The following is a 25,231-nucleotide window of genomic DNA, read 5'->3' as shown; positions in this document are numbered from 1 at the left end:
ACTAGGTTCGGACTACCTAGTACTCTATTTTATTTAGTTTATAAGGTTTTCTTACTATCACGAACGACTAGCATATCAACTTTCGAATGACGTAAAATGTATTCTGAAGTTGAGCCGATCAATAGTCTTTCAAAAGTGTTTAATCCTGTTGCGCCTACCATAATTAAATCTGCTTTTTCCCTTATGGGGATATCCTTTGCCAAAAGAGTCTTAGGATTTCCGATTTCAGTAATTTTTTTGATCTTTGTAAGGCCTTTTGAATGTGCTAATTTCTCAAAATAGGCTAGCACATCTGCTGACTCTTGTTCTTGCCTATCAAAAACATAGTCACTAAAGACTCCCTCACTTTGGTAAGCGTGAGCATCTATAACATGCGTTAGCAGTAATTCAGCATCATTACGAAGAGCAACATTTATCCCTTTTTCTACCGCCAATTCTGACTCGTAAGACCCATCGATAGCAATAAGAATACGCTCATATTTTTGTGTCATAGCTTAATTCCTCCCTTTTATATAGTTTTAGTTTCAACTTGTCTAGATGATTTTAAGAAATATAGAATACCACAAACAACAGGAATAATCGCTGCTATCCAGAATAATTCTCTAAAGGATTGCACACCAGCTCCAAGAAAACCATCTTTAACAAGTCCCAAAATGTAAGGTCCAGCACCTAACCCTAAATCAAGACCTATCATGTAAGTTGACATGGCTGTATTGAAACGATGTTCCTCAACACCTTTGATTGATGCTGCTTGGCCACAAGACATAAAGGTACCATAACCAAAACCAATCAAAGCACCTGATAGAAGGTAGGTAACACTTCCCATAGCACTCCCTAATAAAGCAAGTCCCAAAGTTAAGAACAGATAACTTGGATAAAGCACCCACTTATCTCCCTTAGCGTCCATTAATCTTCCCATAGATGGTCTGGTTAAAGTGATGACAAGTGCATAAACAATAAAGAAATAAGCTCCTACTGTCATCAAATTAATTTCTGTTGTATATAATTTTTGGAAACCTAACACGGAAGCATAGGAGATACCCATCAAAAATGCAATAATTGTGATAAAAATTGCTTTTTTCTCAATGAAACTATCAATAGTCCATGATTTTGATTTAGCTAACTGTTCTGGATTTAAAGTAATATTTTTGACTGGGAAAACAAATGCTCCCAACACTACAATCGCAATTAAAATACTACATAATACAATAACCATTTTAAAGTTAATATGAAGGTTGTCTAGCATAAATGTTCCTACAAAAGGACCAATAGCTGCGGCTAAACTTGTTGATAGACCGTAAAAGTTAATCCCCTCACCTCTTTTATCAGCTGGTATATAAGCTGTTACAATAGTATTAGTTGCTGTTGACACGACGCCATAACCAAAACCATTTAGGAAACGAACTAAATACATTACTCCGATACTTGGCATATAAAAATAAGCTAAAGTTGTTAGTAAGTAAAAAATAGCCCCTCCACGTAAAACTAACTTACGTCCTAGAACTTCTAATTGCTTGCCAAATATAAGACGAGCAATCAAAGTCCCTACAATATAAATCCCCGTCGCTAATCCTGCTTGGCTAGTGCTAACACCTAACTCTTTAGTCGCAATAAAAGCTATGATAACGGTAAACAAATAATAGACCATATAAACAATAAAGTTTAAGATAGTAATGCCTATAAAATGTTTGTTGAATAATTTGTCTTCCAATGCAAATGGCTCCTTTTTTCAATTTCATTTTCATAAACATTTTACAAAAATATTAGAAGATACGATATTTCAATGGTATAATATAAGTGCTAGTATCAGACTGCATTAACAAATGTTAAGGTGGTCTATCAAACCTAAAACATTTGGAGGAAGTCATGAATCATCAAATTTTACAAAATTACATTAATAGTCATAATCTTCCAATTATCGAAAAAGACTACCATAAATACCTTACATTTGAAAGTTTAGAAGAAGACTATACTTATATCCTAAAAGATGGTATTGTTAAACAAAGTGTTCTCTCTAAATATGGTACTGAGTTCAATCTGCGTTATGTGACAGGCTTAGAAATCACTTCTATCCTAAATACAGACTACTCCCAACACATGGGAGAACCTTACAACGTTCGAATCGAATCCGAAACTGCCCACTTTTACAAAGTACGTCGCTCTACCTTCCTAAAAGATATCAATAATGATATTGAACTGCAAGGATATGTGAAAGATTTCTATCATAACCGCCTTGAAAAATCTATGAAAAAAATGCAATGTATGCTCACTAATGGTCGAATTGGTGCTATCTCCACACAATTATATGACCTCAGTAAGATGTTTGGTGAAGAACGAGATAACGGTGATATCTATATTAATTTTGTTATCACGAACGAAGAACTTGGTAAATTTTGCGGTATATCCACAGGAAGTAGCGTGAGCCGCATTTTGAAACAACTAAAAGACGATCATATTATTCGTATTGAAAAACAACATATCATTATTACAAATGTTGAGAAATTAAAAGATCATATTGTATTTTAATATAACAATAGAAAGGATATATTATGCGTTATAATCAATTCAGCTACATTCCAACTAAACCTAACGAAGCTTTTGAAGAGCTAAAAGGACTAGGTTTTCCATTAAACAAAAAGAATTCTGATAAAGCTAATTTGGAAGCTTTTCTCAGACATTCTTTTTTAAATCAAACTGATACTGATTACGCTCTTAGTCTCCTTATCGTTGATGCAAAAACCGATGCTCTAACCTTTTTTAAATCAAATAGTGACTTAACACTAGAAAATTTACAATGGATTTATTTACAGTTATTAGGCTTTGTCCCCTTTGTAGACTTTAAAGACCCTAAAGCTTTCTTACAAGATATTAACTTCCCAGTCTCATATGACAATATTTTTCAAAGTCTACATCACTTACTCGCCTGTCGTGGAAAATCTGGCAATACATTAATCGACCAATTAGTTGCTGATGGTTTACTTCATGCAGATAATCACTACCATTTTTTCAATGGGAAGTCTCTGGCCACTTTCAATACTAACCAATTGATTCGCGAAGTTGTCTATGTTGAAACATCCTTAGATACTATGTCTAGTGGTGAACATGATTTAGTAAAAGTTAACATTATCAGACCCACTACCGAGCATACTATCCCCACGATGATGACAGCTAGCCCCTATCATCAAGGTATCAATGATCCTGCCGCAGACCAAAAAACATACCAAATGGAGGGTGCGCTAGCAGTTAAACAGCCTAAACACATACAAGTTGACACAAAACCATTTAAAGAAGAAGTAAAACATCCTTCAAAATTACCCATCAGCCCTGCAACTGAAAGCTTCACACACATTGACAGTTATAGTCTCAATGACTATTTTCTTTCTCGTGGTTTTGCTAATATATACGTTTCAGGTGTGGGTACTGCTGGCTCTACGGGTTTCATGACCAGTGGGGATTACCAACAAATACAAAGCTTTAAAGCAGTCATTGATTGGTTAAATGGTAAGGTTACTGCATTCACAAGTCATAAACGAGATAAACAAGTCAAGGCTGATTGGTCAAATGGCCTTGTAGCAACCACAGGTAAATCTTATCTCGGTACCATGTCAACTGGTTTAGCAACAACTGGCGTTGAGGGGCTGAAAGTCATTATCGCTGAAGCCGCAATCTCCACATGGTATGATTATTATCGAGAAAATGGGCTTGTGTGTAGTCCAGGCGGCTACCCCGGTGAAGATTTAGACGTTTTAACAGAATTAACATACTCACGAAACCTCTTAGCTGGTGATTACATCAAAAACAACGATTGCTATCAAGCATTGTTAAATGAACAATCAAAAGCAATTGACCGTCAAAGTGGGGATTACAACCAATACTGGCATGACCGTAATTACCTAACTCACGTCAATAATGTCAAAAGTCGAGTAGTTTACACTCATGGACTACAGGATTGGAATGTTAAGCCAAGACATGTCTACAAAATTTTCAATGCATTGCCTCAAACCATCAAAAAACACCTTTTTTTACATCAAGGTCAACATGTGTATATGCATAATTGGCAGTCGATTGATTTTCGTGAAAGCATGAATGCCTTACTAAGCCAAGAACTACTTGGCATTGACAATCATTTCCAATTAGAAGAGGTCATTTGGCAAGATAATACTACTGAGCAAACTTGGCAAGTTTTAGATGCTTTCGGAGGAAACCATCAAGAGCAAATTGGCTTAGGTGATAGTAAAAAACTTATTGATAACCATTATGACAAAGAAGCCTTTGATACTTATTGTAAAGACTTCAATGTGTTCAAAAATGATCTTTTCAAGGGAAATAATAAAACCAATCAAATCACTATTAATCTTCCTCTAAAGAAAAATTATCTCCTGAATGGACAGTGCAAACTCCATCTACGTGTTAAAACTAGTGACAAAAAGGCCATTTTATCAGCCCAAATCTTAGACTATGGTCCTAAAAAACGATTCAAAGATACACCAACCATCAAATTCTTAAACAGCCTTGATAATGGTAAAAATTTTGCCAGAGAAGCTTTACGTGAACTCCCGTTTACTAAAGATCATTATCGTGTCATCAGTAAAGGTGTCTTGAACCTTCAAAATCGTACAGACTTACTTACAATTGAGGCTATCGATCCAGAACAATGGTTTGATATCGAGTTTAGCCTCCAACCAAGTATATATCAATTGAGTAAAGGTGATAATCTAAGGATTATCCTTTATACAACTGATTTTGAACATACCATTCGAGATAATGCTAGTTACTCTATAACAGTAGATTTGAGTCAATCTTATTTAACTATCCCAACTAATCAAGGAAATTAACTTATGAAACTTCTCACTAAAGAACTGTTTGATGATTCTCAACACTTTTGGTACCAGATCAATTTATCACAAGAGAGTAACTTCGGAGCAGTTTTTGACCATGATAATAAAAACATTCCACAGGTTGTTGCAACTATTGTTGATGATTTACAAGGTTCCGGAAGTTCGAATCATTTCTGGTATTTTGGCAATACTACTGATACTTCCATCCTTATGATTGCTCATTTAAATCGAAAATTCTATATTCAGGTTAATTTAAAGGACTTTGACTTTGCACTCAATTTAATAACTATAAATAATTGGAAGAGTCTCCTCCAAACTCAACTCGAAGCTCTAAACGATACCCTAGCAATATTTCAATAAATAAGGTAGAATGGAGTGACAAAGCAACGCGAGGGAGACTGATTAATGTCATCTTATTGGAATAACTATCCTGAACTTAAAAAAAATATTGATGAAACCAATCAACTAATTCAAGAAAGAATACAGGTCAGAAATAAAGATATTGAAGCGGCGCTAAGCCAACTCACAGCTGCGGGAGGAAAACAGCTCAGACCAGCATTCTTTTACCTTTTTTCTCAACTTGGTAATAAGGAGAATCAAGATACTCAGCAACTAAAGAAAATCGCTGCTTCTTTAGAAATCCTTCACGTTGCTACATTAATCCATGATGATGTCATTGATGACTCACCACTAAGACGTGGAAATATGACCATTCAAAGCAAGTTTGGCAAAGACATCGCAGTTTATACTGGGGATTTACTTTTCACAGTCTTTTTCGATCTTATTTTAGAATCTATGGCTGATACACCATTTATGACGATTAATGCAAAATCTATGCGTAAAATTCTCATGGGAGAATTGGACCAGATGCACCTTCGTTACAATCAACAACAAGGTATCCATCACTATTTACGTGCGATTTCAGGTAAGACAGCCGAACTCTTTAAATTAGCTAGCAAAGAAGGAGCTTACTTTGGTGGTGCAGAGAAGGAGGTTGTTCGTCTAGCAGGCCATATCGGCTTTAATATTGGTATGACATTCCAAATTTTGGATGATATTCTGGATTATACTGCAGATAAAAAAACATTTAACAAGCCTGTCTTAGAAGATTTAGCACAAGGCGTTTACAGCCTTCCTCTACTTCTTGCCATTGAAGAAAATCCTGATATTTTCAAACCTATTTTAGATAAAAAAACAGATATGGCTACTGAAGACATGGAAAAAATTGCTTATCTCGTCGTTTCCCATAGAGGTGTTGACAAAGCTCGCCATCTAGCTCGTAAATTTACTGAAAAAGCTATTAGTGACATAAATAAGCTACCCCAGAGCTCTGCAAAAAAACAGTTGCTACAATTAACTAATTACCTTTTAAAACGCAAAATTTAAATAATAAAAAAACATTCCACAATGCTAGAAAAGCAGTTAGGGAATGTTTTTTTACTATCATTTATTTATCGCACCTATCAATTATCATAGATCACCATCATCAGCGGCTTTCAGCTGACGGTAACGTTGGCTACTTTGAGACAATTCTTGAGGAGAACCTTCCAACTCTAATTGCCCATTTTCTATAAATAAGATACGATCAGCATGTTCAATACCTTTTAAGTGATGTGTAATCCAAACTAAGGTATTACCTTCCAATTCTTTCATAAATACCCTTAGTAAGGCTTGTTCAGTAATAGGATCAAGTCCAACAGTTGGCTCATCTAAGATAACAATTGGGACATCTTTTAGTAAGATTCTAGCCAAAGCAATTCTATGCCTTTCGCCACCTGAAAACCTAAGTCCAGCTTCATCAACCATTGTATAGAGACCATCTGATAAATCAGTGACCATCTCTTTCAATCCAACTCGTTCAAGAACTTTCCATACATCTTCTTCACTAGCATCTTGGTTTCCAATGCGAATGTTATTTAGCAGGGTTGTATTAAAAAGGTAGGGCGCTTGTTGTATCACTCCAATATAGTTAGAAATGCAATCACCAACTATTGAAACATCAGCACCGCCTAGGCTAATCTCCCCTTGACTTGCTTTCAAGTCGCCACGAAGTAGACTAGCTAAGGTACTCTTGCCAGAACCACTACGCCCTAAAATAGCAATTTTTTCTCCTTCTTTAATATCCAAATCTAAATGATGCAAAACCCATTTCTCTTGTGGCTTATACTGGAAACTTAAATTCTTGACGGAAAAATCATATGGCTTATTAGGCAATTGATTTTGAGTTGTTTCAAAATACGTTTCTGATAATTCATTAAGACGATGAATTGAATCAGAATATTTATTTGTTTCTTGAGCAGCAGCAGACAAACCAGCAAATGCCTCTGACAAGGGAAATACTGTTAGAACAAATGCTGCAATCCAGTTAGCTTCGCCACCTCTGTGACCAATAAACTGATTACTAGCCCAAATAATAACCAAAATAGCTAGAAAGCCAAAAACTAATTCCACAATAAGAGCTCTACGATTATCAAAGGAACGAATTTTTTTCTGAACAGCCATGAGTTCACTTTCCGAACGCTCATGCAAGGCGACGTACTCTTGACCACGTTGACTAAAAATCCAGTCTGAAATACCTAAGACATTATCCGTCAAATCAGTATAAAGATGATTTTTTAATTCTTTTTCACGAGTCTGACGAGCACCATTAGCTAAAATCGACCAAAGTGGAAAAACAAAAATCATAATAGCTAAATAAAGCAACATCATTAAAGCGAACCATAGAGAAAAGAAGCCTGTTGCAATAATAATAAAGCTATATAATACCCCCCCTATAATCGTTGGAAATATTGTCCTAAGATACAAATTTTGCAAATAATTAATATCCTCCGCTAAAAGCCCCATAACATCTCCTAAACGAAAATCACGCTTCATAAAGATAGCATTGCTTTCTAAGGAATGGTAAAGCTTCAAGCGCAGTTGTGAAGTCATTCGTAATACCCAATTGTGACTCGTTAGGCGTTCTATATAACGAAAAACAGGACGTCCAATACCAAAAGCACGTGTTAGTACAATTGGAACATACACTAGAAGAATATTACTCGGTAGTGAAGCTGACTTACTAATCAGATAGCCCGAATTAAACATAAGAGCACTGGCAGAAAAGAAAGTCATAAAACCAAGGAAAAGAGCAATTACTAAGGAAACTTTATATTGTTTGAAAAATGGTTTTACCCATTGATCTGTCTTTAATTCTTTAAACAAAGGGATTTTAAACATTATTTCCTCCCATAGCATGCTTCAGTTGATAGAGATATCCTTTTTTAGCTAATAATTCCTGATAAGAGCCTACTTCTGCAACTCTCCCCTTCTCCATAACGACTATAACATCCATTTGGTTCAACCAGTGAAGACGATGAGTTGCAAAGATAACTAAACGATCTGACATCAGTGGCAACATTTTCTCTTTTAATTCTAACTCTGTTTCAATATCTAAATGAGCAGTTGGTTCATCAAAAACCATAATACGACGATTTTGATCAAGAAAAGCACGAGCCAGAGCTATACGCTGGGCTTGTCCTCCACTAAGTGGACGCGCTCCATTACCAATACGCGTTTCTAAACCATCGGGTAACTCGCTTAGTAAGCTATCTAAACCTACCATATGAATCGCTCTTATCACCTCTTCGTCACTAGCATTGGGAGTATAGAAGGTAATATTATCACGTAATGACATTTCAAAAACATAAGGAGTTTGAGGAATATAGATCATCTGTTTATGCCAATCTTCTTGATCAAGGTTAACCACTTCTCTACCATCCACTTTTAAAGAACCTTTATCAGGCCCTAAAAAACCACTCAGAAGGTTAATTAAGCTAGACTTACCTGAACCACTAACTCCTACTAAAGCAACCTTTTGATGTCCTCTAAATCGTAAGGTTACATCCTCAACAACACGTTTTTGGTCGTACGCAATAGCAATGTTTTCTAAATCCAAATGACTCTCTTTAGACCAATCATCTATGACTAATTGCTCACCTTTAATACCAGTTTTGTTTAGAACTTTTTGAATCGCTTGAAATGCATTTTTCCCGTCTAACGTTGCATGATAATCACTAGAAAAATCTCTTACGGGTAAAAAGTATTCAGGGGATAAAATCAAAATTGTTAAAGCCGGTAAAAGGTAAATCTGCTCATTTAATAATCGTAAACCTAGAAAAACAGCAACGATAGCAATGGATAAAGTTGTAAAAAAGTCTAAAGCAAACGTTGATAAAATACCAATTTTCAAAGTACTCATTGTTGCTTTACGAAAAGATTCACTAGTTTGATAAATGCTTTTACCATAACGTTTACTAAGACCAAAATATTTGAGAGTATCAATGCCTCGTAATGAATCTAAAAAATGATTAGAAAGTACTTGATAGGATTCATATTGTTTATCTGCTTTAGCTTGAGCCGCATAGCCTAAAATAATCATAAAGATGATAATTAAAGGAAAAACGATAAGTAAAATTGCACCTGATTCAATATCTAAATAGAAAATATAAGCTAGAATAATCCATGGGATAATAGACATGTTAATCATCTTATTCAAGACTAAACGTAAATAATTTTCAACTAAAGAAACGCCATCTAATGCCATTGTAACAACATTACCAGTTCCTTGTTCTTGAACGACTTTAGGACCTAGATCAAATAACTTATCTAATAATTGACGTCTCAAAAGACTAGATTGTGCTGTTGAAAAGTCATCAAGTTTTCTATTTTTGATGTAATCAATAACATGACGGCCTAAATATGAGACCATAAATAACAAAATATAAACCGTTTGAGAAGAAAGTTTTTGCCCTTCCCACAAACCAGTTATAGAAAGACTCAAATAATAAGCTTGTCCGATAATAAAGATTGCTTGAAGAACATCAAGTCCCGCAAGCAATCCTAACAACTTATGAATACCTGACAAGCGCATAACCGCTTTATCTAGCATTATTTTTCTCCTGTCACAATCACTGGCAAGGTAATACGTTTTCTAAAGATATAATATGCCCATGCTGTATAAGCTAGAACAAAGGGAACTAGAGTAATTGCGACAATCGACATTACTTTTAAAGTATATGGCGTTGAGGATGCATTTTGAATCAGCAAATCATATTTAGGGCTAATTGATGAAATCATAACTCGTGGGAATAGACCTTGGAACAACAGAACAACCACTGAAACAAGACTGAGACCACTCGCTAAAAATGCTGTCATCTCTGCTCCTTTAAAAGTTGAAGCATGCGCTAATACAGCTAATACAACAATAACCAAGACCATAATTGTCGTAACTATCGGATGATTGCTAAAGAAATCTGTCTTGAAATACAAGAGAACTGCAAACAAGGCTAAACCAAGATAGAGTACCCAATAAAGCAACTGAGCATAATTACGGGCACGCTCTCTAATCGGCCCTTCTGTCTTCAATGCAATGTAGTTTAAACCATGAAGATAGGCTAGCAATACCATTGCAACTCCACCAACCAACGAGAATATATTAAAGTAATCACTGAATTGAGCTGATAAGTTACCACTGGCATCAAGTGGCATACCTTGAATCAAACTTATAAACATAATCCCAAAGAAGAATGGAACAATAGCGGAACCAATTGTTAAGGTCCAGTTCCAAAACTGCTTTTTCTCTGCAGGAACTTTATGTCTAAATTCGAAGGAAACACCACGAATAATTAATCCAAAGAGAATCGTAAGGAGAATCAAATAGTAACCACTAAATAGTGAAGCATACCAGTATGGAAAAGAAGCAAACATTGCTCCACCACCGGTAAGAAGCCAAACTTCATTACCATCCCAAACTGGGCCAATGGTTTCTACTACTTGATCTTTTTCATGCTCATTATGTGTTAAAGTTTGAACAGCCATCCCAACCCCAAAGTCGAATCCTTCAAGGAAGAAGAATCCTGAAAATAGGAGGCCGATTAGGAAAAACCAAAAGAATTGTAAAGCACTCATTTAGTATGCTCCTTTCTCAAAGGGATCAATTGAAGTATATGCACCATGATGTCCATGTTCATCTTCATACTCTGGCCCTTTCTTCAATTCTCTTATTGTTAGGCTTATCATCATCACCGCTAAACCACCAAACAACAAGAAGTACACAGTATTGGAAACAAATAATGATGCAACTGAAACGTTTGGAGAGACAGAGTCCTTAATCTTGAAAAGACCATAGACAGTCCAAGGGTATCGTCCTTGTTCTGTCACAATCCAACCAAATGTATTGGCTAAGAATGGTGCAAAGGTTGTTAAAGCAACAATCCAAAGCATCCATTTGTGTTTATAAAGAATTGGTTTTTTCTTACGAGTTAAAAAGAGGCCTAAAACAGAAACACCCATAATAGCTGTTCCCATCGCCGCCATTGTACGGAAACCATAGAAAAGTAGGTTAACCATTGGGTAGTAGTTATCTTTACCATACTTAGCAACCAATTCTTTATTAGCTGTATCCATACCTTTCACAGAACCAGATGGTTTTCCGTAAGATAAAATACTCAACATATAGGGAATCTTGATCCCAAAAACTTGTTTGTGTTCTGCTTCATTTGCCCAAGCAACTACACTCCAAGCTGCAGGATCACCCGAATCTTCATAATCACCTTCCATAGCAGCAAATTTCATTGGTTGATCGTGAATCAAGGCTTTCATTTGTAAATCCCCAACTCCCATAACTGAAATTGAACCAAGAAGTGCTACTACTAAACCAATACGAACTGATTTCTTATAAAGTTCAACCGTTGTATCTTTCAGCTGTTCTGATTTTAAGAGGCGGAAGGCTGACATACCAGCAACCACTGTACCGCCCATCGTAATGGCACCAAAAATAACATGGGTAAATTCATAGAAGAACTGTGGATTTTTTACAAGTGCAAGAAAATCAGTCATTTGCGCTCTACCGTTTACAACTTCATAACCAACAGGATGTTGCATGAAGCTATTAGCAGTAAGAATCCACATCGCTGACATTAATGAGCCAAAAACCACTAGCCAAATGAATGTCACATGTAATTTTTTACTAATTTTCTTGTTATCCCATGTAAACATCCATAAACCAAGGAAAGTAGATTCCATAAAGAAAGCTAATAAAGCTTCAATAGCCAATGGAGCTCCAAAAATATCACCTACGAAACGTGAATAGTCTGACCAGTTCATTCCAAATTGGAACTCTTGAATGATACCTGTCACAACACCAACTGCAAAACTAAGGAGCATGATATTACCCCAAAATTTTGTCAATTTTTTATACTCTTCATTTTTTGTGATAACATACATTGTCTCCATAATAGCAACCACTAGGCATGTACCAATTGTAAATGGTACAAAGAAAAAGTGGAAAACTGTAGTCATCGCAAATTGAAAACGAGCTAAAGTTTCAATTGTCATACAAAACCTCTTATTTTGTTTTAATCATTTCTTTTATAGAAATATCTGCAAGAGCTAGTTTCCTAGCTTCGTAACAATTGGTAAATAACTTACTTTAATATCTTAATGATATAAATCAAAACGTCCCTTAGCTAGAAGTTCTTTAAGTCCACCCATATCAACAAGTGATTTGTTCATGATAATCTTCTTCATAACCGATGCAGGGTATTTTTTAATTTTAGTTTTTCCAACAACACCAAGTCCATGCGTATTTCCTACTGAAGCAACTGTGCCTTGCGGACTATACGAAAAGTCTTCTGTGGCTTCACCTTTGATTTGATGTAAAAGGTTTTTAGCAACATGAGCTCCCATACGAGTTGCAATTTGAGCTGTTGTTGGGAATGGGCGACCAGACTCAGTGTCCATAAATGCAGACACATCACCGATAACATAAACATTATCATATTTTGGATCACGCAAATCACTGTTGACCATTACACGTCCACGACGTTGATCAAATCCTGATTCTCCCATAACCGGACTTCCACTAACACCTGTTGTCCAAATGATAGTACCTGCGGTAATAGATTTGAGTTCTTCATCCTCTTTACTAGTACCATAAACAACTTCACCCGGTTTGATTTCCTTAATCATACTTCCAAGCATCAAATTAATACCTAAATCCTTAATTAAGTTGACACCATATTGCGCTAATTCATCATCAAACATTGGTAGGATGCGAGTTGCTGCCTCTACACAAATAATTTCAATTTGTTCAGGTTTTACACCCGCTAAAGCAGCATATTTTGGTCGCTCATCAACCATAGCTCCGGCTAACTCAATACCTGTAAAACCAGCACCACATACTAAGAGTTTGAGAAGATTTTCATCTTTTGTCTCACGATACAACTTCATTGTATTAACAATGTGATTATGGATGTTTTCTGCTTGCGAAATATTGGTCATCTGCAAAGCATTCTCCATAGCACCCTTGATGCCAAAAGTTTCAGATACAAAGCCTAAGGCAACTACGACATAATCATAATGGAGTTCACCGTTATTTTTAACTGTTACTGTTTTATTTTCAGCATCGACTCTAAGCACCTCATCTTGCATGAAGTTAACCTTATTAGTGTTGATAACATCCCTAATTGGGAATGTAATTTTTCCTTTTGGCTGAGATCCTGCAGCTACTTCATGTAATTCTGTAGCTTCGTAGTGATAATCATTCATGTCAACAAGGGTAATATGAAAATCACCTGATTGTTTTTGTAAATTACGAACTGCTTTCAAACCGGCATAACCAGCACCTAAAACTAGGATTTCTTTCATGATAAAACTCCTCTAAAAAATGATTCCAATTAGATACGTTAAGACTTGGGTTGCAGATCCCAGTGCTAGAATACGTACCGCACAAACAAATGTTTCTCTCTTAACCTGTTTTTGCCACAATAGTTTTGTCTGCTTATAAATAAATGGTATTAATAACAAACTCAAGAGTACTGTAACAGGCGCAAGTCCAAAAAGAAATTCAAAAACAATTGCCAATAAAGCTATACTATTAGAAATAGCAAACAGCAAGAGTCCACCTCTTATCCCTGTATAATGTACAAGGGTATAGCGATGATTTTTTTCATCTTCTTCTTTGTCGCACAGATTATTCGCCAACATTAGGTTGGCAATCCATAAGGTGTTCGGCAAGGAAATCAAGAAAATTTTGCTTAAGTTGAGGATATCCCACGAAAAGTTTTGATAAGTGTTTAGATATACACAAATTAAACTAATCATAAATCCCATTGTCAAGCCAGAAAATACTTCTCCTAAGGGCAGACTAGATAAAGGTCTTGGACCAAAGGAATATAAAACACCAATTCCAAAACAAAAAAGTCCCATCCATAAAAGAGGCAGACCGACTTGGGAAACTAAAACTAAACCAATCATACTAGAAGTAATGACTAAACTTGCCATAATAACTTCTATTTGGCGTAGGGATAGGTTCTCACGACCAATAATGTTAGTGTCATTCTTATAATCCAAATCCACAGCATTCCGATAATCATTGTAATTATTCCAAATGTCAACGAACATATTGAATAAAAACATAGCAACGAAGAATAAACCGACATATACAGGGTGTACTGAATTGTAGTAATAAGCACTAAAACACAAACCAATCAAAAATGGTAAAACACTAGCTGTTTTGGCTTTCATTTCTACCAACTCTAGAAAGATTGGTAATGTCATTATTAAAGTCCTCTCTATACATAATCTTCAACAATACTATTATAATGCAATTTCTACCATTTTTAAAACAATAGGGCTTGATTTTTGATTAAAAATACAAAAAATTTTTCTTAAAATGAGTTAATCACACTTAGAACACTAAATACTATTTTGAGGAGTCCTATTCATCACACTATGCCATGTAATATTCGGAAAAATAGTATTGCAACCTTCAATTACTCCTTATGTTGGCACCAGCCTTTGAAAGTCCTCTGATTGCACTGCTTAGTTAGTATTTTCATCAGCTGTATGGTCTCTAAGAGCCATCAGCATACTAAAAAAACTAGTGTTACACTTTGAAAAGTGTAACACTAGCTCCAATTTGTTTTAAATAGCTTAACTATTTAATCATTAATCTACTTTATCTATTTAAACATTTAAAGTTGAATGCTGGTTAAGGATACCTGAGAGAGAACCTTGAATATATTTTGGCAACACTTGTTTTTGGGCACGTTCATAGATTTCTGAATCTGTTAACTGACGTTCTGCTTTGGGGCTTGATACTTGCGGTGTCACTGCTGCGTTTTGTTGTTGGTAAAGTGTTGAATGTTGGTTGAGAATACCTGAAAGAGAACCTTGGATATATTTTGGTAATACTTGTTTTTGGGCACTTTCATAAAGTTCTGAATCTGTTAACTGACGTTCTGCTTTGGGGCTTGATACTTGCGGTGTCGCTGCTGCGTTTTGTTGTTTGTAAAGTGTTGAATGTTGGTTGAGAATACCTGAAAGAGAACCTTGGATATATTTTGGCAATACTTGTTTTTGGGCACGTTCATAAAGTTCTGCATCTGTTAACTGACGTTCTGCTTTTGGAGGTGTTGCTTGCGGTGCTGTGAAAGTTGAAGCTGAAACACCTTGTGTAGAACCAAGAGCTACGAATGCTCCTCCAGCAAACATTGCTGAGACAAGACCGAGTTTCAAATAGTTAGCAGTTGAGACGTTGTTGACTTTTTTTCTGTAATAAGTTTTTTCATAAGAATTACCTCTTTCTTTTGGGTTATTTATTTTATGAACTAAGTATAACAACAAGAAATAAAGTAAGGTTAAACTAAATATAAAATAATTCTTAAGTCATTCTTAGGAAACCATAAAATCATACACTAACAAAAAATGAGGTGATAATACTGTATGTATTAGATATTTATTCTATTGTATAAACAGCAATCAAAAGTACTTTAAACTTCAGGGAGCAGGATCATCACAATTAAATATATCAAAAAAAGTGTAGAAAATTTTACATTTCTAATACCAAATTTTAACGAACAAGAAGCCATTGGTGACTTCTTCCAAACCTTAGACCAACAAATTACTCAAACGGAAGAAAAACTAACAGAACTTAAAGCACTCAAACAAACATTACTCAATCGTTTATTCGTATAAGAAAGGACGCACATGGCAGAGAAAATAACTTCACTACGGCAAGCACTATGGAATTCGGCCGATCAATTACGTGGTCAAATGGATGCCAATGACTATAAAAACTATCTTCTTGGACTCATCTTTTATAAACACTTATCTGATAAATTACTCTTGGCTGTTTGTGATAATTTAGAAGAACACTTTAATACCTTTACAGATACTCAAAAAATCTTTGAAGATGCCTATCAAGATGAAGACCTAAAAGATGACCTCATTTCTGTTGTTACTGGTGATTTAGGTTACTTTATTGAACCGACACTGACCTTTGAAAAACTCATCCAAGATGTTTATCACAATACTTTCCAATTAGAATCATTAGCTCAAGGTTTTCGCGATATTGAACAAAGTGGTGAAGATTTTGAAAACTTATTTAAAGATATTGATCTTTACTCTAAAAAACTAGGTTCTACTCCTCAAAAACAAAACCAAACCATTGCCAATGTCATGAAAACATTAAATGAGATTGACTTTGAGTCAGTTGATGGGGATACTTTAGGCGATGCTTATGAGTACTTGATTGGTGAATTTGCCAGTGAATCAGGGAAAAAAGCAGGTGAGTTCTATACCCCACAAGCTGTCTCTCACTTAATGACTCAGATTGTCTTTTCAGGTCGTGAAGATCAAAAAGGAATGACTCTCTATGACCCTGCTATGGAATCTGGAACACTCCTTCTAAATGCTAAAAAATATAGTCATCAATCAGATACCGTTTCTTACTATGGTCAAGAAATCAATACTTCTACTTATAACCTGGCTCGCATGAACATGATGCTTCATGGCGTTGCCATCGAAAACCAACACTTAAGTAATGCTGATACCTTGGATGCGGACTGGCCAACAGATGAGCCAACCAATTTTGATGGGGTGTTGATGAACCCACCTTATTCTTTAAAATGGTCAGCGACTGCTGGTTTCTTAACGGATCCACGTTTTTCAAGTTACGGTGTATTAGCACCAAAATCAAAAGCTGACTTTGCCTTTTTACTTCATGGTTTCTATCATTTAAAAAATACAGGAACTATGGCAATTGTCTTACCACATGGAGTTCTTTTCCGTGGAGCTGCAGAAGGTAAAATTCGCCAAAAACTACTCGAACAAGGGGCTATCGATACTATTATCGGACTTCCATCAAATATCTTTTATAATACAAGCATCCCTACGACTATTATCATATTAAAGAAGAACAGAACCAACAAAGATGTCTTCTTTATAGATGCTTCAAAAGAGTTTGATAAGGGCAAAAATCAAAACACAATGACAGATGCTCATATCAAGAAGATTCTTGATGCTTATAAGAGTCGTGATAATTCTGATAAGTTTTCATATTTAGCTTCATTTGATGAAATCATTGAAAATGACTATAACTTAAATATCCCACGCTATGTCGATACTTTTGAGGAAGTCCCTGTTAAACCACTTCCAGAATTAGCGAAACAACTCAATGATATTGATCAAGAAATTGCCAAAACAAATGCCAAACTAGATCAACTCATGAAACGACTAGTCGGAACAACTAAGGAAGCTCAAGATGAATTGGATGCTTTTAGAAAATAATAATCAGGCATGTGTCAAACTTCCCAACAGTCAATTTTGAAGTTGAATCAAAAAAGATATAACCCCTTATTTCTCAGATATGTTTCAAAAAGTGAATAAAACAAACACCTTTATATATTTTTAAAAAGCAACCTAGAATTGAGTTATTAGGTGAAAATGATATAATGAATGTCGTACAAAAAAAGATTGCATCTGCTTTTGATCATTTTTAAGAATAGGGCAGTGTAAGGCAATTATAAATTAACAACAAGGACTAATCCCTTGATATGAAAGGAATTTATTAATTATTATGATGAATATGCAAGACTTGTTCCATGATTTTTTATGTCTTGTAATCATCAGAAATGTTGATTTTAAGCCTTTTAAATTTTGCTAAATTGAACTAAAATCACTTAAATTTATTACAATAAGACAAAAAATAGACAAAGACAGTATCTTCTATACACAAAAAATCGTATTACAAAATAAAGTAATACGATTCTTTTTATTGTTTATAAATTTTCTTATTAAGTCGATCGGTTCAATGATTTTTAAATATATTTGAAAATATCATACTTAAAGCTTTTGTTATAGCATTCCTATTTTGGACTATTCCCATTATTTTAAAATAGTATATCTAACAATTAAAGTTCTCGATACAACTTATAAATAGGGAATTCCTGATATCTTTTCTGTAATTCTTCCTCTAATTTGTTCCAATAATAATCTGCTTGAGATTTTGATTTCAGTAGGACCGTCACACCAAAACAAACTTCAGAATCTTCAATATTGCTAGTCAATATTTCATTTAATTTCTCTTTTTCTTTATCATTCAGAGGACGTCTTCTGATTTTAATTTGTAAATCATTTATCAATGCTCTTTCATAGCCTTTGGAATGTGTCGTATTCCAATTTGAAAGCTGCTGAGCCCAATCAAGAAGTAAATTCTTTCTTCCCACATCTTCTGATAAATCTGAAGCAGAAATAATTCTAATAAGGGTTTCATCGGCACTTGAAACAAAGTTTCCTGTGTCAACTAATCTCTGATATGAGGCAATTACTGCATCAAAATCACAATTATCTATCTTTAACCAATCATTTGGCTCAAAAACCTCAAAAATCGAAACATCTTCTGCATTCTCATCAACTATACTATCCCCTTTTTTACACCAAGGTGTTTCCAAAAATATATTAATTAGTCTACCTGAGTTAGTTTTTTCAAATTGATAGAAAGTGAGAAAATTTGCATTAGCAACTCTTAGATGTAATAATTTTGATTCGTCATAATTTGAAGAAACTTTTTCTCCTAAAACAAGACCTTTATTAAGAAAATATAAATTTCTCTGTGACTGGTTATCAAAAAGTGACAAATCTATTTCCTTTTTCACTCCCATTTTTTCCATAAAAGTTGAAACCTGAAGAAGTTCATCTAACTGCTCACTTAGATTCATATCTTTAATTTTATCTAGTGATTGTGGATCAAATTCAATTTTTGCTTCATTTAATTTAACATAACCCACATTTTGTAATTCTTGAAGGGCTTTAGTGCATTCTATTGATTGATTTAATAAATCTGGTCTCGAATAATTTAATCTAAATTTTCCTGCTTTTTCATCGGCTTGCAATTTAAAACCTGAACCAATCTGTAATTCTACATTACCGTTTGGAAAACGACATCGAACCACATTTTTTATAGTATAATTTCCAATAGTAAAGGTAAGATCTGTCTTTTCAGCAGTTTCAACAATTTTTATTGGATTCTCAATTGGGATTTCAATACCTGTATCATCATCTACCATATAAGCAAAAAGTTCATGTTCTTCTTGATAATCAAAAACATCAATTGGACTTTTTCCGTAATGATAAAATTTCAATTTTGGCTCTTTCGGCAGTTTGTCCATAGTCAATCCGCGACTAGTAGCAAAACTATACTGCTTGCGACTTGAATTGATAAAATCCATCAGCATTGGGTAAACCTTATTTTCTGATAAGGAATGGATTTCAATTGACACTTTTTTAGGTGCCCCTGTAGTCAATTTTCTTTTACTTCTCTTTATAAGATTTTTTATTGAAAGAGGTGGAAGAGATTTGTATAATATCTCTTTTATATTATTCTCTTCATCAATCCATACTACAAACAGTACAAATCCACCATTTTTTTGATACAATTCTAAATCACTCAGACTTATCAAAAATCTATTATTCTTTTTCTTTTGTTGAGTTGCTTTAATTTGAACAGGAACTTTTCCTATAATATCAGACTTTTTCTCGCTAGGTGCTCTTAGAAGGTGAATCTCTCCATCCCAAAGTGGTGTTTTATCATTCTCATCAAAGTAAGTTTGTAAGTAGTTGTTCTTATCAAGAACAGTACGTAAATAAGACAATCCTAACGTTTCTATTTTTCTATTGTTTACCAAATCACACCTCGATAAGCTTCTGACTACATTATATCATGTATCTAAATAATATATAGAATTTCTCAGATTCTTATTTCATAACTTTTTGATTATTTTTATAATGCTTTATATAGGACTGTAGCATTTTCTGTTGTGAAACCATATTCTTCAAAGATACGATTTCCTGGTGCCGAAGCTCCCCATGTGTCAATGGTTAAGGTTTTGCCAGCTAAGCCTACATATTTTGCCCAACCAAAGCTTGATGCTGCTTCAATTGCCAAGCGTTTTGTGATTGTGGCTGGTAAAATCTCTTCTTTATAAGCGTCGCTTTGCGCATCAAAGATATTTTGTGATGGCATTGATACAACACGAACATGGATCCCTTCTTCTGCTAGCGCAGCCTGTGTATCCATGGCTAATTTTACTTCAGATCCCGTCGCAATGATGATACCATCCATTTCGCCTTTGGCTTCTGACAAGATATAAGCACCCTTATTTAAACCTTCTTCTGCTAATTCTTTTGTTCCTTCAAGAACTGGCAAGTTTTGTCGTGTTAACACTAGCATTGTTGGTTTATCTATTTCTGCTAAGGCATGTTTCCATGCGGCATTGGTTTCATTACCATCCGCTGGACGAATGACGTTCAAGTTTGGCATTGAACGGACACTTGCTAACTGTTCAATTGGTTCATGAGTTGGACCGTCTTCACCAACGGCAATGGAGTCATGTGTCATGACATACATGGTTGGTAAGCTTTGCAGTGCTGCCATACGTACTGCAGGTAATAGATAGTTTGAGAAGACGAAGAATGTACCACCATAAACGCGAGTACCACCATGAAGAGCAATACCGTTCATCGCAGCTGCCATGGCAAATTCACGTACACCAAACCAGATATTGCAGCCTTCATATTGACCTGGTTGGAAGTCTTTTTCAACTTTAACCATTGTGTTGTTTGAGGCTGAAAGGTCTGCCGAACCACCCCAGAATGATGCGACTTGTTCAGAGATTTGTTGGATAGCCTCTTGACTTGAAACACGGCTAGCTTTTGATGACCCAAGTTCATGCGCAGCTAATTCTACTGAAACTGGTTCATTTGAAAAGACTTCTTTATAGCCTTTAGCAAGTTCTGGATATTCCGCTTCATATTTTGCAAAGAGTTCATTCCAAGCATTTTCAGCTTGTTCACCACGTGCTTGTAATCCTTCTTGGAAACGAGCTTTCACTTCGTCAGGAACGATGAAATCTTCATAGGTCCATTTGTAAGCATTTTTAGTAAAGACAATGCCTTCTGCTCCAAGTGGGGCACCATGAACTGCTGAAGTTCCTTGTTTTTCAGATCCAAAAACAATAATTGTTTTAACTTCAATAATAGTTGGTTTTTCAGTTTCAGCTTTTGCCTCTTCGATAGCTTTGGCAATAGCATCTAAGTCATTGCCGTCTTTAACGAGGATATGTTGCCATCCATAAGCTTCAAAACGTCCTTTAACATCCTCAGTGAAGGCCATAGATGTAGGGCCATCTAGAGAAATGTCATTTGAATCATATAAAGTGATTAATTTTCCAAGTTTTAAGTGACCTGCTAAACTTGCGACTTCTTGACTGACACCTTCCATTAAGTCACCATCACCATTTAAAGCAAAAGTATAATGGTCAACGATATTGAAACCTGGTTTGTTGTATTTTGCAGCAAGGTGAGCTTCTGCCATTGCCATACCTACAGCGTTTGCGATACCTTGTCCTAGCGGTCCTGTTGTTGCTTCTACACCATCTGTATGATTGACTTCAGGATGTCCTGGCGTTTTTGAACCCCATTGACGGAAATTTTTCAAATCATCGATTGAAAGGTCGTAACCAGCTAAATGTAATAAGCTGTATAGCATTGCAGATCCATGTCCTGCAGAAAGAATAAAACGGTCTCTGTTTGTCCAGTTACGGCTTGTTTTAGGATTAATGTTCATGTATTTATTCCATAGAACATAAGCCATTGGAGCTGCCCCCATTGGTAAACCGGGGTGGCCTGAATTAGCTGCTTGGATAGCATCCATTGAAAGCGTACGGACAGTGTTTACTGCCAACTGGTCAACTGCATCGAATGTCATAAGTAAAACCTTTCTGTTTTTAGTAATATAAAAAGGGGATTCCCCTTTTTATTTTTTAAATGAAGCCCAATCATTCATAAATTGATCAATACCACTTTTTGTTAAGGGGTGTTGTACCATCTTGTCAAAAATGGTTTCCGGAATTGTTGCGATATGTGATCCCAATTTAGCAACTGCTTCAACATGAGCTGCACTGCGGATGCTAGCAGAAATAATTTCTGTGCCAAAACCATATATGTCAATAATGTCGCGAAGAGCCTCAATTAATTGATAAGGGTCTGTACCGATATCTTCTAAACGCCCAATAAATGGACTGATATATGATGCGCCAGCTTTCATGGCCATAAGACCTTGTGAAACCGTAAAGATAAGGGTGACATTGATTTTAATGCCTTCTTTTGACAAAATACTGGTTGCTTTCAATCCTTCTGCAGTCATTGGAATTTTAACAATAACATTGTCATGCCATTTAGATAGTGCACGCGCTTCGTCCACCATTTCATTAGCTGTTAATCCCGTTACTTCTGCTGAAACTGGACCATCAATGATGTCACAAATTTCTTTAATAACCGTTTCAAAATCACGACCTTCGCGAGAGATAATCGTTGGATTTGTCGTTACACCATCCACCAAACCAAGTTCATTGATAGTTTTAATAGCTTCAACATTAGCTGTGTCTAAAAAAAATTTCATTTCTATCCTCTATTTATCTAGTTTAATTTTTTTCCAGTCATTTCAAAGTAGTCATTGGTCATAATGTCCCATGATTCTGAAATATTATCTGTTAATGCGAATAAACCACTTCGTCCAACAATGTATATATCAGGGCCAGCCTCATCAATTTTTTTAAATGTTTTACGGCTAGATGAACCATCCATCTCAATTAAGTAATTATAATTATTTTCTTCTCTCAATCTTCTTAGATCTACAATTTTATCTAAAGTTGAATCTAAAAACCTTTGTCCAGCAAAACCAGGATCCACTGTCATAATAGTAACTTTATCTAACAGTTCAATATAGGGCATTATTACTTCAATAGGGGTTTCGGGATTTAAAACTACCCCTGCTTTTAAACCTTCATTATGAATTTGATCAATTAACCTAAACGCCAGACCATTTATCACTTCAGCATGCATACAAATCCATTCACATTTTATATCAATCATTTGTTGCACCCAAAACGGTTGATCTTTTACCATCAAATGAGCTGACATTGGTAAGGAGGATAGCTTTCTAACTTCTTCCACAAACCAAGGAGACAGTGTAATATTAGGTACAAAATGTCCATCCATTATATCAATATGGTAGGAATCAACATGTGAATCTAAAAAACAGATTTCTTCTTGGAATTTGTCAAGATTCATACACATCAACGAGGGAGATATTTCTACTTTTTGCATCATAGTTCTCCTTACATGATCTCGATATCATCAAGTGCGATATCTTCTTCGTCTTCAGCAGAAACAATTGTAACTTCATTACGATCAACTGGCTTTTTAGCCAATGAATATACTAATCCTGTTACCAAGATATTAGATAACAAGCCACAAATTCCGGCAATTGGCCTAGTCATTGTAGGAATCATTAAAATTCCACCGAATGGCACTGCAGAATCAGCTCCCATTGTCATTGAAACAGCTCCTCCTACAGCTCCACCGACACCAATTGCTAAAATTGCAGGCATTAAGTTGTTCATTACAATAGGGATTACCCCTTCAACAATATTCACAATCCCCATTGGCACTGCAGATTTTAAGGTTTCAATCTCATCGTTAGTATAAATGTTTTTCTTGAATAATTTAGCAATAAAATAGGCTAAACCAAATCCTACTGGTGTCGCTGTATTAACTAATTGTAAAGCAGTAAGTGGTTCTTTTACTCCTTCAGCTTGTAAGGTCAATACAAATGCATAAACAGTTTTATTCAATGGTCCTCCAAGGTCTACCCCTGAAAGGACACCAATAACAGCACCCATAACAAGATTTGAGGTATTTCCTAAGCTTTTTAGAAAATCAGTTAACCAACCAGTAAAGGCTGAAATGGGACCACCAATCAGATAAATCATGATAAGACTACTCAATAAAGCTGCAAAAAATGGAACAATAAGTGTTGGCATCAGTCCTTTTGCCCAATTTGGTACTTTTACATTTTTTAAAATACCTAAGGCGATAAATCCTGCAATATAGCCACCTAAAATACCACCAATAAACCCTGCACTGATAGCGTTTGCAATCAATCCGACAACAAACCCTGGGGCAATCCCTGGTTTACCAGCGATTGAAAAAGCAATACCAGTCGCAATAATAACAGGTAACAAACCGAGAGCTTTACCACCCATTGTGGCCATCGTATCCCAAAAAGAAAAATTGCCAATAACTAGTGCATCTTGTGCTCTACCGCCCATAGCCATACCAATAGCGACTAAGAAACCTGCTCCACAAACAATTGGAATTAAATAAGAAATTGCTGTTAGCAAGTGACCTTTAAAATTAGCCTTTTTAATCATATCTTTCATTATTATCTCCTTTTACGAAAATGCTTCTATAACATCATCTTCATTTTTAGCATTAATTAATTTTTCTACAATTTGATCATTTCCTAGTTTTCTAGCAAATAGTGATAATATTTTTAAATGTTCTTGTGCAGCGATTGAATCATTTCCTACTGCAAATAAAACAATAACTTTTACACCATTATCATCTAAAGTTTCCCATGGGATTTCTGAAGAATTAATCCCAATTACGACTGCAGGCTCTGTTACATGTGAGCTTTTACCATGCGGAATGGCAATATAATTTCCAATGCCAGTTTGTCCTTCAGACTCTCTAAGATAGATGTCTTTTATAAATCCTCCTTCATCAGAAACAAACCCTTCATTTTTTAAAAGCGACACTAATTCTGAAAATGCTTCATCTTTTGTGGTGACATTCATATTAGTTTTAATTAATTTACGTTTAATAGCATCTCTTGCTTCCATTGGGCAACCCTTTCTAATTTGACGCAACTTCCACAAGTTTTGCGATTAATTTGTTAGGTGACTTAATCGCAACTTCTGTTGGAACTTTTACTACTTTTTTCCCTTCAAATCTTTCTTCACCAGCAATTTTTACATCAACAGCTAACAAAACAATATCAGCTGCTGCTATTTCTTCTGATGTTAGTTGATTTTCAATACCAATTGTCCCTTGTGTTTCAATCTTGACATCATGACCAGCTGCTTTCGAAGCATTTTCCAATTTTTCTTGAGCAATATAAGTGTGAGCAATTCCTACTGTACATGCTGCTACTCCAACAATTTTCATAA

21 protein-coding genes and 1 pseudogene are annotated in these 25,231 nt (G+C 35.3%); 6 read left to right on the top strand and 16 right to left on the bottom strand.

All coding sequences use genetic code 11. The features are described 5' to 3' along the window. Positions 1 to 38 precede the first annotated feature (38 nt). Positions 39 to 491: a universal stress protein gene (locus tag EGX70_RS10125; protein ID WP_000192462.1), complete on the bottom strand. Its 453-nt coding sequence runs from the start codon at positions 489 to 491 to the stop codon at positions 39 to 41. A gap of 17 nt (positions 492 to 508) precedes the next feature. Beyond that, positions 509 to 1,711, bottom strand: a complete 1,203-nt coding sequence (locus EGX70_RS10120) for an MFS transporter (protein ID WP_000389617.1) — start codon at positions 1,709 to 1,711, stop codon at positions 509 to 511. Positions 1,712 to 1,866: 155 nt separating this feature from the next. Between EGX70_RS10120 and EGX70_RS10115 the strand changes: the two genes are divergently transcribed. The 4 genes from EGX70_RS10115 to EGX70_RS10100 are packed head-to-tail and all read left to right on the top strand — an operon-like array spanning position 1,867 to position 6,224. After that, a complete protein-coding gene (locus EGX70_RS10115; protein WP_001016380.1) occupies positions 1,867 to 2,526 on the top strand; it encodes a Crp/Fnr family transcriptional regulator in 660 nt (219 codons plus the stop codon). Positions 2,527 to 2,549: 23 nt separating this feature from the next. After that, positions 2,550 to 4,835 (top strand): Xaa-Pro dipeptidyl-peptidase, encoded by a 2,286-nt coding sequence (locus EGX70_RS10110; protein WP_001270180.1) that lies wholly within the window; start codon positions 2,550 to 2,552, stop codon positions 4,833 to 4,835. A 3-nt stretch (positions 4,836 to 4,838) separates the two neighbouring features. Next, a complete protein-coding gene (locus tag EGX70_RS10105; protein ID WP_000771941.1) occupies positions 4,839 to 5,198 on the top strand; it encodes a hypothetical protein in 360 nt (119 codons plus the stop codon). Between the two features lie 45 nt (positions 5,199 to 5,243). Beyond that, the gene (locus EGX70_RS10100; RefSeq protein WP_000100670.1) at positions 5,244 to 6,224 is read left to right on the top strand and encodes a polyprenyl synthetase family protein; all 981 of its coding nucleotides are present in this window, start codon (positions 5,244 to 5,246) and stop codon (positions 6,222 to 6,224) included. 84 nt (positions 6,225 to 6,308) lie between these two features. On the opposite strand, the gene cydC is transcribed toward EGX70_RS10100, so the two are convergent. From cydC to EGX70_RS10065, 7 genes are all read right to left on the bottom strand, one after another. Beyond that, positions 6,309 to 8,057 (bottom strand): thiol reductant ABC exporter subunit CydC, encoded by a 1,749-nt coding sequence (cydC, locus tag EGX70_RS10095; RefSeq protein ID WP_123948115.1) that lies wholly within the window; start codon positions 8,055 to 8,057, stop codon positions 6,309 to 6,311. Further along, positions 8,050 to 9,768, bottom strand: coding sequence for a thiol reductant ABC exporter subunit CydD (gene cydD, locus EGX70_RS10090; protein WP_000884534.1), 1,719 nt, complete (start codon positions 9,766 to 9,768; stop codon positions 8,050 to 8,052). Before cydD ends, cydC begins: the two co-directional genes overlap by 8 nt. Continuing rightward, complete coding sequence (gene cydB, locus EGX70_RS10085; protein ID WP_001275291.1) at positions 9,768 to 10,787, bottom strand: cytochrome d ubiquinol oxidase subunit II; 1,020 nt, start codon at positions 10,785 to 10,787, stop codon at positions 9,768 to 9,770. Before cydB ends, cydD begins: the two co-directional genes overlap by 1 nt. Further along, positions 10,788 to 12,215, bottom strand: coding sequence for a cytochrome ubiquinol oxidase subunit I (locus EGX70_RS10080; protein WP_000151500.1), 1,428 nt, complete (start codon positions 12,213 to 12,215; stop codon positions 10,788 to 10,790). It abuts the gene before it with no gap. 102 nt (positions 12,216 to 12,317) lie between these two features. Beyond that, complete coding sequence (locus EGX70_RS10075; protein ID WP_123948113.1) at positions 12,318 to 13,526, bottom strand: NAD(P)/FAD-dependent oxidoreductase; 1,209 nt, start codon at positions 13,524 to 13,526, stop codon at positions 12,318 to 12,320. A 12-nt stretch (positions 13,527 to 13,538) separates the two neighbouring features. Then, positions 13,539 to 14,438, bottom strand: coding sequence for a prenyltransferase (locus EGX70_RS10070; protein WP_000174552.1), 900 nt, complete (start codon positions 14,436 to 14,438; stop codon positions 13,539 to 13,541). A 408-nt stretch (positions 14,439 to 14,846) separates the two neighbouring features. Then, positions 14,847 to 15,482 (bottom strand): hypothetical protein, encoded by a 636-nt coding sequence (locus tag EGX70_RS10065; protein ID WP_042357792.1) that lies wholly within the window; start codon positions 15,480 to 15,482, stop codon positions 14,847 to 14,849. A 240-nt stretch (positions 15,483 to 15,722) separates the two neighbouring features. On the opposite strand from EGX70_RS10065, the pseudogene EGX70_RS10060 reads away from it, so the two are divergent. Then, a pseudogene (locus EGX70_RS10060) lies at positions 15,723 to 15,857 on the top strand (restriction endonuclease subunit S); the annotation flags it as partial. A 12-nt stretch (positions 15,858 to 15,869) separates the two neighbouring features. Further along, positions 15,870 to 17,450, top strand: a complete 1,581-nt coding sequence (locus tag EGX70_RS10055; RefSeq protein ID WP_000818330.1) for a type I restriction-modification system subunit M — start codon at positions 15,870 to 15,872, stop codon at positions 17,448 to 17,450. Between the two features lie 623 nt (positions 17,451 to 18,073). Here the strand turns inward: EGX70_RS10055 and EGX70_RS10050 are convergent. From EGX70_RS10050 to EGX70_RS10020, 7 genes are all read right to left on the bottom strand, one after another. Continuing rightward, positions 18,074 to 19,846: a DUF4365 domain-containing protein gene (locus EGX70_RS10050; RefSeq protein WP_000247895.1), complete on the bottom strand. Its 1,773-nt coding sequence runs from the start codon at positions 19,844 to 19,846 to the stop codon at positions 18,074 to 18,076. 95 nt (positions 19,847 to 19,941) lie between these two features. Next, on the bottom strand, positions 19,942 to 21,927 hold the full coding sequence (gene tkt / locus EGX70_RS10045; RefSeq protein ID WP_000141743.1) for a transketolase: 1,986 nt from the start codon (positions 21,925 to 21,927) through the stop codon (positions 19,942 to 19,944). Between the two features lie 48 nt (positions 21,928 to 21,975). Beyond that, the gene (gene fsa, locus EGX70_RS10040) at positions 21,976 to 22,620 is read right to left on the bottom strand and encodes a fructose-6-phosphate aldolase (RefSeq protein ID WP_000667769.1); all 645 of its coding nucleotides are present in this window, start codon (positions 22,618 to 22,620) and stop codon (positions 21,976 to 21,978) included. A gap of 17 nt (positions 22,621 to 22,637) precedes the next feature. After that, on the bottom strand, positions 22,638 to 23,327 hold the full coding sequence (alsE, locus tag EGX70_RS10035; protein ID WP_001174252.1) for a D-allulose 6-phosphate 3-epimerase: 690 nt from the start codon (positions 23,325 to 23,327) through the stop codon (positions 22,638 to 22,640). A gap of 11 nt (positions 23,328 to 23,338) precedes the next feature. Beyond that, positions 23,339 to 24,442: a PTS fructose transporter subunit IIC gene (locus tag EGX70_RS10030; RefSeq protein ID WP_000654240.1), complete on the bottom strand. Its 1,104-nt coding sequence runs from the start codon at positions 24,440 to 24,442 to the stop codon at positions 23,339 to 23,341. A gap of 12 nt (positions 24,443 to 24,454) precedes the next feature. Continuing rightward, on the bottom strand, positions 24,455 to 24,904 hold the full coding sequence (locus tag EGX70_RS10025; protein ID WP_000388079.1) for a PTS sugar transporter subunit IIA: 450 nt from the start codon (positions 24,902 to 24,904) through the stop codon (positions 24,455 to 24,457). Positions 24,905 to 24,917: 13 nt separating this feature from the next. Beyond that, positions 24,918 to 25,229 carry a PTS fructose transporter subunit IIB gene (locus tag EGX70_RS10020; RefSeq protein WP_000706302.1) on the bottom strand — a complete coding sequence of 104 codons (312 nt, stop codon included), beginning with the start codon at positions 25,227 to 25,229 and terminating at the stop codon, positions 24,918 to 24,920. Between the last annotated feature and the right edge of the window lie 2 nt (positions 25,230 to 25,231).

The sequence above is a fragment of the Streptococcus sp. FDAARGOS_522 genome, from assembly GCF_003812445.1.
Taxonomy (GTDB): domain Bacteria; phylum Bacillota; class Bacilli; order Lactobacillales; family Streptococcaceae; genus Streptococcus; species Streptococcus agalactiae.
This window is presented reverse-complemented; position numbering and strand designations above follow the sequence as displayed.